This window comes from Streptomyces sp. NPDC058671 (assembly GCF_042716475.1).
GTDB lineage: Bacteria > Actinomycetota > Actinomycetes > Streptomycetales > Streptomycetaceae > Streptomyces.
On sequence record NZ_JBHXSA010000002.1, the window covers coordinates 411,839 to 423,799 of the forward strand.

An 11,961-nucleotide genomic window follows, 5' to 3' on the forward strand; every position below is an offset into this window, starting at 1 on the left:
CGCCGCGAGGGAAACCCCGAAGCGACAGACACCTTGTCCGGGTGGCGGAATGGCAGACGCGCTAGCTTGAGGTGCTAGTGCCCTTTATCGGGCGTGGGGGTTCAAGTCCCCCCTCGGACACCAGCGACCAGCGGAAAGGCCGGTCGATCTTCGGATCGATCGGCCTTTCGCGTTCCACGCCGTCGATCAGGCCGGCCGGTCCTGGGGCTTGCGCGCCACGACCAGTCGGCACCGCGGGCTCCCGTCCTCCCTGCGGCCCAGGGTCTCGACCGGGGCGAGCGAGACGTCGAAGCCCGCGTCCCCCAGCCGGCGGCGGACGTCCGCGAGACGGAAGGTGCGGTAGTACATGACGAAAGGCGGCCGCCGGACGGCGTTGCGGACACGCATCGCCGCGTCGAAGCCCCACAGGGTCCAGTAGAGGCGGGATCCGACCGGCGGCGGCGCCGGCAGGGGGAAGGCGAAGGTGCCGCCGGGGCGCAGGGCCGCGTGGACCTGGCCGAACAGGGTGCGCTGGTCGTCCGGGAGGAAGTGGCCGAAGGCGCCGAAGCTCACCGCCAGGTCGAAGACCGGGGCGAAGGGCAGGGCCAGGGCGTCGGCGCGGACCAGGTCGGCGGCGGGGTGGGAGTCGCGGGCCCGGGTCAGCATGCCCGTACTGAAGTCGACGCCGGTGATCCGGCCCGCGCACACGGAGCGCAGGACGCCGAGTCCCGCGCCGGTGCCGCAGCAGACGTCGAGCCCCGAGTCGAAGGGGCCGAGGGGCTCGAGCGTGCGGGCGACGGCGGTCAGGAGACGGTCGGAGGTGCGGAAGGGGGTCGCGTCGAAGGTGTCGGCGAGCAGGTCGTAGCCGCGCTCGACCGAGGAGAGCGCCTGGACGGTCAGCTCGCGGAGGCTGGGACCCTGCGGGGTGAACATGCTCCCGACCCTATGCCGTCCGGGCCCCGACGGTCAGAGCGCGCTGCCCACCTGCCGTGCCGACCAGGACGGCGCGGTCCCCGTCAGCTGGCAGACCAGCAGGTAGAGGGGGATCGGCGGGGTGTAGGGCGAGGTCCCGTCGGGGTGGTGGATGAGGCGCGGCCGGCGGTCCGGGATCTCGGCGCCCGGGGCGTAGCAGCCGGGCATGGGCCAGGTCAGTTCGTGGTCGGAACCGGCCGGGACCAGCCACCACCACCAGTCGGCGTCGGCGTAGACGCAGCCCTTGGCGGGGAGCCGGGAGAGGATCTTGAAGCCGAAGCGGGCCGGGACGCCGACGGCGTCGCAGCCGAGGCCGGTGTGCAGTCCGGTGGGGACGGCGAGGCGGGTGGCGCCCAGGTCCCGGGGGCGGGCGGAGGGACCGGGGCGGAGCGCGGGTGCGAGGCGGGAGTCCGAAACGCGGTCGGGAGCCCGGCGGATCCCCGGAAACAGCGGGATCATGCGGGTGGCCATCGACCTCAGCACGGTTCCCCCATGCCGTGGGCCAACTCCGCCCAGACGACCTGGGCCGTGCCGTGTCCGGTGCGGTCGGCGCCCCAGGCGGTGCACAGCGCGTCGACGATCAGGAGTCCGCGGCCGCGCTCCTCCTCACCGCAGTCGCGCATCCGCGGGCCCGCCGGGCCGCCCTCGTCCCGTACGGCTATCCGCAGTGTCTCCTCGTCCTCGCGGAGCTCGCAGATCACCCGGCCGCTCGCGGTGTGCACGACGGCGTTGGTGACCAGCTCGGAGAGGACCAGGGCCACCGTGTCACGTATGTCGGGGCCGCAGCCCCAGAGGATGAGCCGTTCCTCGGCCAGTCCGCGGGCCCGGGCGACGGAGGCGGTGAGGGCCGGGAGCTCGAAGGCGAAGCGGCGGACGGTGTCGGTGTGAGGCTGTGGGCGCTGGGCCATGACCCTGGGGGCTCGAGAGCTCATCAGAGCGGAAGGCTGCGCGTTACCAGAAGCCACGACCGGTTCCTCACAACAGTGGGCAGGACTGCCGTACGGCGCTGTCGCCGTGACGCGGTGGCGCACGGCGGCAGCGTGTACTGGTTCACCGGATCACTGTCCTCCTGACTTGGACACTTGGCAAGTGGCACTCTGAAAATTGCAGAGTGCCGTGTTCTCTCTGGAGCGGCTTCGTGTCACACTCGTCGAAACATGCGTCGGGGAGGTCAGAGTGAGCGAGCCGCGGTCCGCCCCCACGGTGGGACAGGTCGTTCTCGGGAGGCGCCTGCAGGATCTGCGGGAGCGCGCAGGCCTGAAGAGGGAAGAGGCCGCGAAGATCCTCCGGGTGGCCCCGGCCACCGTCCGGCGGATGGAGACCGCCGAGGTCGCGCTGAAGATCCCGTACGTGCAGCTCCTGTTGAAGGAGTACGGGATCCCGGACTCCGAGGCGGAGGGCTTCGTCGCCCTCACGGAGGAGGCCAACCTCCCCGGCTGGTGGCAGCGGTTCCACGACGTGCTGCCCGGCTGGTTCTCCATGTACGTGAGCCTGGAGGGGGCCGCCAGCCTCATCCGCGCGTACGAGCCCCAGTTCGTCCCCGGCCTGCTCCAGACCGGGGACTACGCCCGCGCCATTCTGCGCAGCGGGGCGGTCGGTGGCGGCAGCGATGCCGACAAGGAAGAGGAGACCGAACGGCATGTAGCCCTGCGGATGGAGCGTCAGTCCCTGCTCACCAGGGAGGACGCCCCGAAGTTCTGGGTGATCATGGACGAGACGGTCTTCCGCCGACCGGTCGGCGCCGGGCCCGAAGTGATGCGCGACCAGCTCGACCGGCTGCTCGAAGCGTCCGAGCTGCCGAACGTCACCCTGCAGATCGCGGAGTTCGCGTCCGGCCACCACCCCGGCACCTACGGACCGTTCGTCCTCTTCCGCTTCGCCATGCCGGAACTCCCGGACATGGTCTACAGCGAGTACCTGACCGGCGCGGTCTATCTCGACGCGCGCCCCGAGGTGGCATCCCACCTGGAGGTCATGGACCGCATGGCGGCTCAGGCCGCGACTGCACAACGCACGAAGGACATCCTCCGGGATCTCCGCAAGGAGCTGTGAATGGATCGCGTATACAACGGCATGCCCGCCGCGGAGCTAGGTGCCGAGGGATGGCACAAGCCCTGGAGCGGCGGGAACGGGGGCAACTGCGTGGAGGCCATGAAGCTGGCCGACGGCAGGGTCGCCGTGCGACAGTCCGCAGACCCTGAAGGACCCGCGCTCATCTACACCCACGGAGAAATCGCCGCCTTCATCCAGGGGGCCAAATCCGGTCAGGCGGATTTTCTGCTCACCTGACCCCTTCCGCCCCACCCTCACCGTCGCGTAACTCTTGCTTCAGCGCCACTCGTTCACCCCGACCAGGAGAGCCGATGACCCAGGACCCCGCAGCGCCGCGGAGTGAGATCCGCATCGACACCAGCACGCCGCACCCCGCGCGCATGTACGACTGGTTCCTGGGCGGCAAGGACAACTATCCCGTCGACGAGGCGATGGCCCGTCAACTGCTCACCGTCGACGCCCGGGGCCGGGACATGGCCCGCGTCAACCGGGCCTTCATGCACCGCGCCATCCGCTGGCTCAGCGCCCACGGCGTCCGCCAGTACCTGGACGTCGGCACGGGCATCCCGACCGAGCCCAACCTGCACCAGATCGCGCAGGAGGCCGCGCCGGAGTCCCGCATCGTCTACTGCGACAACGACCCGATCGTGCTCGCGCACGCGGCCGCCCTGCTGCGCTCGACCCCGCAGGGGGCCACCGAGTACATCCAGGCGGACGCCCGCGAGCCCGAGGTCATCCTCGAAAGGGCCGGAAAGGTCCTTGACTTCGATCAGCCCATCGCCCTGTCGATGCTCGCCCTGCTGCACTTCGTCGGGGACGAGGACGGCGCGTACGAGCTGGTCGCCAAGATCGTCGAAAAGCTCGCGCCGGGCAGCTACCTGGTCCTCTCCCATGTCACCGGGGACTTCGACCCCGAGGGGGCGGCGAAGGCGGCCGCCATGTACAAGGCGCGCGGGCTGACCCTGCGGCCCCGCTCGCGGGACGAGCTGGCCGCGTTCTTCGACGGGCTCGAGTTCGTCGAACCCGGCGTCTCGCTCACCGCGGAGTGGCACCCGGAGCTGGGCGAGCCGGTCCCGGTCGCGGGCGACGAGCCCATCCCCGGGTGGGCGGGCGTCGCGCGGAAGCCCTGACCCGCCCCTCACGAACAGCGCGACCGGGCCCGCGGACCGAAGAGGTCCGCGGGCCCGACCCGTCCCGAGCGGCCGATCCGCCTGCGCGGCCGGTTCGTCCGGGCGCCCGGGGTCCGGGCTCTCAGCGCCCCGGCGGTACCAGCGTCACCCGGAAGCTCCGTGCGGGGCTCACGTTGCCGGCCGCGTCGATCGTGCGGTACTCGATCCGGTGCGTGCCGTAGTCGGGCGTCGCGTCGTCCCACGGCACGGACCGGCTCCGGCCCAGCTTCCCGTACACGAGGTCGTCGATCACGGTGCCGTCCGGCGTGAAGCGGAACGGCGCGTCCGCGTCCGTAGGCCAGCCGTAGTACGTGTACCAGCCGTCGCCGTCCACGCGGAACTGGCGCACCACCGCGCCCACCTGGTCGTCCCGGGCGGTCAGCCGCAGCGTGAACGGGCCGTCGTAGACGTACTCCACCGGTCGGCCGGGACTCCGTACCGTACGCAGCGGCTCGGACAGTTCGTACGCGGCCGTCGCCGGACGGGCGTCCACCGTCCAGGTCAACTCCTCGTCGCCGCCCGCGATTCGGGCGCTCAGGGCGTGGGTCCCGGGTGCGAGGCGGAGCCGACGCAGGTCCAGGTCACGGTCGTTGGGGCCGGTCGCGACGGGACGTCCGTCGACGCGCCACCGCACGGCCGGTGTGCCGTCCACCGGGTGGGTGGTGTCCGCGTGGACGACGGTCCGGGCGCCGACGGGCGCGCCGGTGGGGGTGTGGCCGGTGAACGCGGCCTCGGTCCCGTCCGGGACGGTCGTGAGGGCCGGGTCCACCGTCCAGCTCACCGTCCGGGTGAGGGCGGCGGAGGCGCGGACCGCCGGGTCGCGGACGAAGGGCGTCGGGTCGGTGACCGTCGCCGTGAGGGTGTGCGGGCCGGGGGAGAGCCGCAGTCCCCGCAGGTCGACCGTGCGGGCGCCGTGCGTGGGAAGGGTCCGCCCGTCGAGGCGCCAGGTCACGGTGAGCGCGCCGCCCACCGGGTGCAGGGTGTCCACCCACACCGTCCGGTCCGCACCGACGGGGGAGGTGTCCGGAGTGTGGTCCTGGACCAGGTCCACCTTCGCGGAGATCGCCTGGACCATGACCTCGCGCTCCACCTGGTCGAAGGAGTAGCCGAGGGTCTTCATGAGCGAGTGCCGGCTCGGGCGCCAGACGCCCTTCGTGCTGTAGAGACCGCCCTCGTGGCGTCCGATGACCCCGCCCGAATCGCTCTCCTCGCCGAGCCAGCGCCACCACTTGGCCTTCCGCTCCCGCATCTGCGCCTCCGTCAGGAGCGTGTGGTGGGCGGAGGAGGGCTCGGGGCCGGAGTAGTCCCCGCCGGGGACACCGCGCGCGTAGTAGTCGTACTCGTCCTGGAGGCCGCCCAGGGAATGGCCTATCTCGTGCGGGGTGATGAGCGAGGAGAGGGCGTTGCCGCCGGACGCGGTGGCGTAACCGCCGCCCGCGCCCCCGTAGGTGGAGCTGTGCGCGAGGGCGACGACCTGCCGGTTGCCGCGGTTCGTGCCCGGGACGAGATCGGCGAGTGCCGCGGCCTTGCGGCTGTCGACGGTCAGCAGCCGCCGCACGCTCGCCGGATCGCAGCCGCCCCAGAACCCCATGTCGAGCACGGTGTCACGGGCGGGGGCGTCGAGACCGGGGTCGCAGTCCACACCCGAGTCGGCCGAAGGGGCCTCCACCGCCCACACGTTGACGTACGAGCGGTACGAGGCGAAGGGCTCGATGCTCCACAGGGTGTTCAGATGCCGTTCGAGGTCCGCCCGGAACGCCGGCATCTGGGCCGCGGTGTAGCCGTCGCCCATGAACACCAGGTTGAACCGTCGGTCCGCGGGCCCGGTCGTCTGCACCGGGACGACCACCGGACCGTCCCCCCGCGTCGGCGTCTGCGCCGCCGCCGGTACGGTGCCCACCAGACCGGCGGCCAGCAGGCAGGCGGTGACGAGGCGGGCCACCTCTCGTCGAACGCCCTTGTTCTGTGAGGTCATGGGGCGCGAGCCTAGGCCGCGCCCCCGGCGCCGTAAAGATGTTCGCCGGCCGTACAGGCGGGTGTCGGCTCAGCGCCGCAGGTACGCCAGACCCGGGTGCTCCGCCGTGTATCCGTCCACGAGGCGGCGGGCGACGGCCACCGAGTCGACCAGCGGGTGCAGGGCGAAGGCCTTGACGGCGGTCGCCCGTGAGCCGCTCTCCGCCGCCGCGAGGACCTCCCGCTCCACCGCCTTCACCGCCGTCACCAGACCGACCGCGTGGTACGGCAGCGGGGACACCGCCACCGGGTGGGCGCCGTTCGCGTCGACGAAGCAGGGCACCTCGACCACCGCGTCCGCGTCGAGCGCCCCGAGCGTCGTGCCGTTGCGCACGTTGAGGATGAGCGTGGCCCGCTCGTCGCGCGCCACCGCCCGCATGAGGGCGAGGGCCACCTTCTCGTAACCGCCTGACTCCAGGTCCTCCTCGTCCCGCTCCCCGATCCCGGCGGCCTCCCGGTTGGCGGCCATGTAGGTGGCCTCGCGGTCGGCGAGCGTACGCCGCCAGGCGGCCAGGGCGGGCGTGTCGGGCTTCCCCATCTCCCGGTAGAAACCGGCCTGCTGGTCCCGCAGGTAGGCGCCCCGGGTCCGCTCGGCGGTCCGGTAGGCCCGCACGGCCTCCCGGTTGAAGTAGTAGTAGTGCAGGTACTCGTTGGGGATCGCACCGAGAGAGCGCAGCCACTCCGCGCCGAAGAGCCTGCCCTCCTCGAACGAGCCGAGCGCCTCCTCGTCGGCGAGCAGCCGGGGCAGCTCGTCCCGGCCGCCGACCCGCAACCCCCGCAGCCATCCCAGGTGGTTGAGGCCCACGTAGTCGATCCAGGCCTCGTCCGGGTCGGCTCCCAGGACGCGGGCGACCCGGCGGCCGAGCCCCACGGGGGAGTCGCAGATGCCGACGACCCGGTCGCCGAGGATCCGGGACATCGCCTCCGTCACCAGGCCCGCCGGGTTCGTGAAGTTGATGACCCAGGCGTCCGGGGCGAGTTCGGCGATCCTGCGGGCGACGCGCACCGCGACGGGCACGGTCCGCAGGCCGTACGCGATGCCGCCCGCCCCCACCGTCTCCTGGCCGAGAACCCCCTCGTCGAGCGCGATCCGCTCATCGGCGGCCCGGCCCTCCAGACCCCCGACCCGGATCGCGGAGAACACGAAGTCCGCCCCGCGCAGCGCCTCGTCCAGGTCCGTCGTCGCCGTCACCCCCGGCGCGTCCGGCACCCCTTCGCCCTGCTCCGCGAGGACCCTGGCGATGGCCGAGAGCCGCCCCTCGTCGAGGTCGTACAGGGTGACGTGGGTGACCCGCCCCTCGGCGTGATCGCCGAGGAGAGCCCCGTACACCAGCGGCACCCGGAACCCGCCGCCTCCGAGAATCGTCAGTTTCATGCTCGTACGCTACTCGGGCGCGCCCTCTGAGCAGCGGGATTCCGGACCGGCGTCCACGGCGGCGGCCCCATGCCGGGCGCGGTCCCGCGGTCCGGGTGGGGAACAATGGCGGCATGTCCCGACGCAAGCCCCGCCCCCGTACGGCCGCCGTCGCGGCCCCCGCCGTGACCCCCGACTCGCCCTGCCCCTGCGGCCTCGACGCCCGGTACGGAGCGTGCTGCGGCCGGTTCCACGCGGGGACGGGCGGCACGGCGCCCACCCCCGAGCTGCTCATGCGCTCCCGCTACAGCGCCTTCGTGGTCCGTGACGAGGCCTATCTGCTGCGCACCTGGGCGCCGGAGACGCGTCCGGACGAGGTCGACTTCGACCCGGGCCTGCGCTGGACCGGCCTGGAGATCGAGGGCGCCACCGAGGGAACGGCGTTCCACCAGCGCGGCACCGTCACCTACACGGCCCGCTACGTCCACGACGGCGGGCCCGGCGCGCTGAGCGAGCGGAGCCGCTTCGCCCGCCACGAGGGCGCCTGGGTGTACGTGGACGGGGACGTCGCCCCGTAGCGGGTGGTGGTCAGCGGGCGCCCGCCTGGACCGTCGGGCGGTCACGGGGGAGGCCGTTCGCCAGGTCCTCGGCGACGATCTTCTTCGCGATGGCGTCCGTCGCCACGCGCAGCTCGGGGCCGCTGGGACGGCCGCGTTCCTGTTCGACCCGGTCGGAGAGCCAGGCGCCCCACGCGCGCGTGATGACGTCCGCCTCGCGCTTCCCGGCCGGGGTGTGGGAGAGCAGACTGCCGTCGCGGGTGAGGAATCCCTCGTCGACCATCCGGTCGAAGACCGGCAGGAGCACCTCGGGCGGGACCCGGCGGCCCGCCGAGATCAGGCCCAGGCTCGCGTGCCCGACCGTCCGGGTGAAGAGCTCGACCTGCATGACCGCCCAGGCCCCGGCCGGGTCGAGCCGGGTGTCGGAGGCGGCGACGACCCGCCGGGCCGTGTCGAGGTCGGCGCGGCGCAGGATCCGGCCGACGGACAGTTCGAGGAGTTTCGCGGAGTCGCCCGACATGGTGGGGGAGGCGAAGCCCTCGCCCATGTCGGGCGCCGCGGCGCGGGCGGAGTCGCGGAGCTTCACCTGTTTGAGGAAGAGGGCGACGACGAAGCCGATGGCGGCGACCGGCACGGTCCAGAGGAAGACGGTGTGGAGGGTGTCGGCGTAGGCGTGGACGAGGGGTTCCGCGACCTCGTCCGGCAGGGCGTGCACTCCGGCCGGGCTCTGCGCGGCCTGTCCGAGTCCGGCCGGGTCCACGCCGAGGCTCCCCGCGACGGCCGAGGCCTCGCCGACCCCGGCCGTGAGGTTGGGGGTGAGGGCGTTGACGTAGATCGTGCCGAAGACGGCGGTGCCGAAGGAGCTGCCGAGCGTACGGAAGAAGGTGACGCCGGAGGTGGCGGTGCCGAGGTCGGCGTAGTCGACGGTGTTCTGCACGGCGATGGTGAGTACCTGCATGCACAGGCCGATGCCGACGCCGAGCACGAACATGTACAGCGAAGCGAGCCAGGTGCTGGTTCCCGGATCCATGAGCGACAGCAGGTAGAGCCCGAGCCCCATCACGAGACAGCCGGCGATCGGGAAGATCCGGTAGTGGCCCGTCTTGCTGACGACGTTGCCGCTGAAGACGGAGGCGATGAGCAGTCCGACGACCATGGGCAGGGTGCGGATGCCGGAGACGGTGGCGGAGTCACCGTCGACGTACTGGAGGTAGGTCGGCAGGAACGTCATCGCGCCGAGCATGGCGAAGCCGACGACGAAGCTCAGCACGGAGCACACGGTGAACACGGGATTGCCGAACAGCCGCATGGGCAGCATGGGTTCGGCGGCCCGGGTCTCCACCCAGCAGAACAGGCCGAGGGCGATGACGCCGCCGGCGAAGAGACCGATGATGACGCCGGAACCCCAGGCGTACTCGTTGCCGCCCCAACTGGTGGCCAGGATCAGGGCGCTGGCTCCGGCGGCGATGAGCGCGATGCCCGCGTAGTCGATGGCGGGCCGGGTCGCCGCGCGTACGGAGGGGATCGTGCGGGCGGCGGCGATGACGACGAGGATCGCGATGGGCACGTTGACGTAGAAGGCCCAGCGCCAGCTGAGATGGTCGGTGAACAGGCCTCCGAGCAGCGGACCGATGACGGTGGAGACACCGAACACGGCACCGATGGCGCCCTGGTACTTGCCGCGTTCGCGCAGCGGGATCACATCGGCGATGAGCGCCATGGAGGTGACCATCAGGCCGCCCGCGCCGATGCCCTGCAGCCCGCGCCAGACGATGAGCAGCGTCATGTTGGTGGCGAGTCCGCAGAGGAACGAGCCGGTGATGAACACGACCGCCGAGATCTGGAAGATCACCTTGCGGCCGAAGAGATCGCCGAACTTGCCGACGAGGACGGTCGCGACCGTCTCGGCGAGCAGGTACGCGGTGACCACCCACGACATGTGGGCGGCGCCGCCGAGGTCCGAGACGATCGTGGGCAGCGCGGTGCCGACGATCGTCTGGTCGAGCGCGGCGAGCAGGACACCCAGCAGGATCGTGCCGAAGACGATGTTGCGGCGGCGGCGGTCGAGCAGGGGCGGCTCGGTGGCGGCGGCCGGGGGCGCGGGCGCCGCGTCGCTGGTCGTGGTCACTCCCGCAGCGTCACACCGGCTCCGTCCCGGTGCATGCGGGGGACCGCCGAACGGGCGGACCGTCAGAAGGTGACGGGCAGCTTCGGATGGTGCTTGGCGAGGATCTTGTTGGCCCGCGCGAGCGCCGCGAGGGCGTGCTCGCGGTCGGCCCGGTCCTCCGCGCACAGCGGCCCCCGGAACCGGTACACCTCGCGCACCGCGCAGTCCGCGTCGACCTCGGCCTGGAGGACGTGCAGCGGCAGACAGGCACCGATCAGCGCGGCCACGCGGTCGGGGATCGGAACGGGGACGAGGCGCGAGGGCGAGGTGATCACGGTTCAGTCCTAGCGGGTTCGGGAAGGGTACGGAAGGGTGTGGTCTCCATACGTACCGGATCGTCGTCGGCGTTCCGGCACGGCGATGTCACGGCGGGGCGACGACGCGACGGCCCCGCGGCGCCGCGCGAGGACGCCGGGGACCGGGGACGGGCCGGGGACACCGGGCGGGTACGGAGGCGTTCTCGCAGGTACGGGGACGGGTGGCCGTCGCCGGGGCGCGCGACTCTTCCGCGTGCCGCACGCGCGTGCGGTGAACGCGTGATCGGCGCCGGGGTGTTGGGCCCGGTCGGACGCCGAACAGAATGTGAAGCATCTCACTCGGCGGAACGGCGTCTTCCGGACAGGTCCCGCACCTTCAGGACGGCGAGAGGATCTCCGACAGGTCGTACGAGGCGGGTTCGTCCAGCTGGTCGTACCCGCAGGACTCCGGCGTGCGGTCCGGACGCCACCGCTTGAACTGCGCCGTGTGGCGGAAGCGGTCACCCTCCATGTGGTCGTACCCCACCTCGCAGACCCGGTCGGGCCGCAGCGCCACCCACGACAGGTCCTTCTTCCCCGACCAGCGGCTCGGCGCTCCCGGCAGCCGCGCTCCCTCGTGCGCGGACTCCTCCGTCCACGCCGCCCACGGATGCCCGGCCGGCGGGTCCATCCGCAGCGGCTCCAGCTCCTCGATCAGCTCGGCCCGCCGGGCGGCGGTGAACGCCGCGCACACGCCGACGTGCTGGAGCGCGCCCCGGTCGTCGTACAGCCCGAGCAGCAGCGAGCCGACCACCGGCCCGCTCTTGTGGAAGCGGTAGCCGGCCACCACCACGTCGGCGGTCCGCTCGTGCTTGATCTTGTACATCAGTCGGGCGTCCGGCCGGTACGGCAGATCGAGGGGCTTGGCGATCACCCCGTCGAGGCCCGCGCCCTCGTACTGCTGGAACCAGCGGCCGGCCAGCTCGGCGTCGCGGGTCGCCGGGGCCAGATGGACGGGCGCCTCGACCCCGGCGAGCACCCGCTCCAGGGTCTCCCGGCGCCTGCTCAGGGGGATGTCGAGCAGGGAGACGTCCCCGAGGGCGAGGAGGTCGAAGGCGACGAACCGGGCCGGGGTCGTCGCGGCCAGCATGCGGACCCGGGAGTCCGCCGGATGGATCCGTTCGCTGAGCCGGTCGAAGTCGAGCCGGCCCTCGTGCTCGATGACGATCTCGCCGTCGACCACGCACCGCTCCGGCAGCCGGGCCGCGAGCGCCTCGACCAGCTCGGGGAAGTAGCGGGTCAGGGGCTTGCCCGTACGGCTGCCGATGACGAGCTCCGGTCCGTCCCGGTGCACGATCGCCCGGAAGCCGTCCCACTTCGCCTCGTACTGCATCCCCGGCGGAATCCGTTTCACGGATTTGGCGAGCATCGGTTTCACGGGCGGCATCACCGGAAGATCCAT

12 protein-coding genes and 1 tRNA gene are annotated in these 11,961 nt (G+C 72.3%); 5 read left to right on the plus strand and 8 right to left on the minus strand.

The window, feature by feature from the left end:
• The first annotated feature begins 35 nt into the window (after positions 1-35).
• Positions 36-123, plus strand: a tRNA-Leu gene (locus ACFWV2_RS04075).
• A gap of 63 nt (positions 124-186) precedes the next feature.
• On the opposite strand, the gene ACFWV2_RS04080 is transcribed toward ACFWV2_RS04075, so the two are convergent.
• Genes ACFWV2_RS04080 through ACFWV2_RS04090 form a run of 3 tightly spaced genes read right to left on the minus strand, consistent with a single transcriptional unit; the run spans position 187 to position 1,859 of the window.
• A complete protein-coding gene (locus ACFWV2_RS04080; protein ID WP_384401306.1) occupies positions 187-912 on the minus strand; it encodes a class I SAM-dependent methyltransferase in 726 nt (241 codons plus the stop codon).
• Between the two features lie 33 nt (positions 913-945).
• Complete coding sequence (locus ACFWV2_RS04085) at positions 946-1,422, minus strand: hypothetical protein (RefSeq protein ID WP_384401309.1); 477 nt, start codon at positions 1,420-1,422, stop codon at positions 946-948.
• A gap of 5 nt (positions 1,423-1,427) precedes the next feature.
• Complete coding sequence (locus ACFWV2_RS04090) at positions 1,428-1,859, minus strand: ATP-binding protein (protein WP_384401312.1); 432 nt, start codon at positions 1,857-1,859, stop codon at positions 1,428-1,430.
• A gap of 268 nt (positions 1,860-2,127) precedes the next feature.
• Here ACFWV2_RS04090 and ACFWV2_RS04095 point away from each other — a divergent pair, with 268 nt between their 5' ends.
• The 3 genes from ACFWV2_RS04095 to ACFWV2_RS04105 all read left to right on the plus strand — a co-directional run bounded on the left by ACFWV2_RS04095 (position 2,128) and on the right by ACFWV2_RS04105 (position 4,133).
• Positions 2,128-3,003 (plus strand): helix-turn-helix transcriptional regulator, encoded by an 876-nt coding sequence (locus ACFWV2_RS04095; RefSeq protein WP_384401315.1) that lies wholly within the window; start codon positions 2,128-2,130, stop codon positions 3,001-3,003.
• A complete protein-coding gene (locus tag ACFWV2_RS04100; protein WP_317875019.1) occupies positions 3,004-3,240 on the plus strand; it encodes a DUF397 domain-containing protein in 237 nt (78 codons plus the stop codon).
• A 74-nt stretch (positions 3,241-3,314) separates the two neighbouring features.
• Positions 3,315-4,133: an SAM-dependent methyltransferase gene (locus ACFWV2_RS04105; RefSeq protein ID WP_384401318.1), complete on the plus strand. Its 819-nt coding sequence runs from the start codon at positions 3,315-3,317 to the stop codon at positions 4,131-4,133.
• A 121-nt stretch (positions 4,134-4,254) separates the two neighbouring features.
• On the opposite strand, the gene ACFWV2_RS04110 is transcribed toward ACFWV2_RS04105, so the two are convergent.
• Both ACFWV2_RS04110 and ACFWV2_RS04115 read right to left on the minus strand, forming a co-directional pair.
• On the minus strand, positions 4,255-6,147 hold the full coding sequence (locus tag ACFWV2_RS04110) for a M64 family metallopeptidase (RefSeq protein ID WP_384401321.1): 1,893 nt from the start codon (positions 6,145-6,147) through the stop codon (positions 4,255-4,257).
• Positions 6,148-6,216: 69 nt separating this feature from the next.
• Complete coding sequence (locus tag ACFWV2_RS04115) at positions 6,217-7,560, minus strand: 6-phospho-beta-glucosidase (RefSeq protein ID WP_384401324.1); 1,344 nt, start codon at positions 7,558-7,560, stop codon at positions 6,217-6,219.
• 113 nt (positions 7,561-7,673) lie between these two features.
• Here ACFWV2_RS04115 and ACFWV2_RS04120 point away from each other — a divergent pair, with 113 nt between their 5' ends.
• Positions 7,674-8,117, plus strand: a complete 444-nt coding sequence (locus tag ACFWV2_RS04120) for a YchJ family protein (protein WP_384401327.1) — start codon at positions 7,674-7,676, stop codon at positions 8,115-8,117.
• Positions 8,118-8,127: 10 nt separating this feature from the next.
• Here ACFWV2_RS04120 and ACFWV2_RS04125 read toward each other — a convergent pair whose 3' ends face one another.
• The 3 genes from ACFWV2_RS04125 to ACFWV2_RS04135 all read right to left on the minus strand — a co-directional run bounded on the left by ACFWV2_RS04125 (position 8,128) and on the right by ACFWV2_RS04135 (position 11,961).
• Positions 8,128-10,224 (minus strand): MDR family MFS transporter, encoded by a 2,097-nt coding sequence (locus ACFWV2_RS04125; protein WP_384401330.1) that lies wholly within the window; start codon positions 10,222-10,224, stop codon positions 8,128-8,130.
• Between the two features lie 62 nt (positions 10,225-10,286).
• On the minus strand, positions 10,287-10,538 hold the full coding sequence (locus tag ACFWV2_RS04130; protein WP_384401333.1) for a hypothetical protein: 252 nt from the start codon (positions 10,536-10,538) through the stop codon (positions 10,287-10,289).
• Positions 10,539-10,896: 358 nt separating this feature from the next.
• Entirely contained in the window at positions 10,897-11,961 is a 1,065-nt protein-coding gene (locus tag ACFWV2_RS04135) for an ATP-dependent DNA ligase (RefSeq protein WP_384401336.1), read from the minus strand.

Excerpts from the sequence above, each read along its gene's own strand:
- ACFWV2_RS04080 (WP_384401306.1), bottom strand. The coding sequence starts at position 912 with ATGTTCACCCCGCAGGGTCCCAGCCTCCGCGAGCTGACCGTCCAGGCG.
- ACFWV2_RS04085 (WP_384401309.1), bottom strand. The coding sequence starts at position 1,422 with ATGGCCACCCGCATGATCCCGCTGTTTCCGGGGATCCGCCGGGCTCCC.
- ACFWV2_RS04090 (WP_384401312.1), bottom strand. The coding sequence starts at position 1,859 with ATGGCCCAGCGCCCACAGCCTCACACCGACACCGTCCGCCGCTTCGCC.
- ACFWV2_RS04100 (WP_317875019.1), top strand. The coding sequence starts at position 3,004 with ATGGATCGCGTATACAACGGCATGCCCGCCGCGGAGCTAGGTGCCGAG.
- ACFWV2_RS04105 (WP_384401318.1), top strand. The coding sequence starts at position 3,315 with ATGACCCAGGACCCCGCAGCGCCGCGGAGTGAGATCCGCATCGACACC.
- ACFWV2_RS04110 (WP_384401321.1), bottom strand. The coding sequence starts at position 6,147 with ATGACCTCACAGAACAAGGGCGTTCGACGAGAGGTGGCCCGCCTCGTC.
- ACFWV2_RS04115 (WP_384401324.1), bottom strand. The coding sequence starts at position 7,560 with ATGAAACTGACGATTCTCGGAGGCGGCGGGTTCCGGGTGCCGCTGGTG.
- ACFWV2_RS04120 (WP_384401327.1), top strand. The coding sequence starts at position 7,674 with ATGTCCCGACGCAAGCCCCGCCCCCGTACGGCCGCCGTCGCGGCCCCC.
- ACFWV2_RS04135 (WP_384401336.1), bottom strand. The coding sequence starts at position 11,961 with ATGGATCTTCCGGTGATGCCGCCCGTGAAACCGATGCTCGCCAAATCC.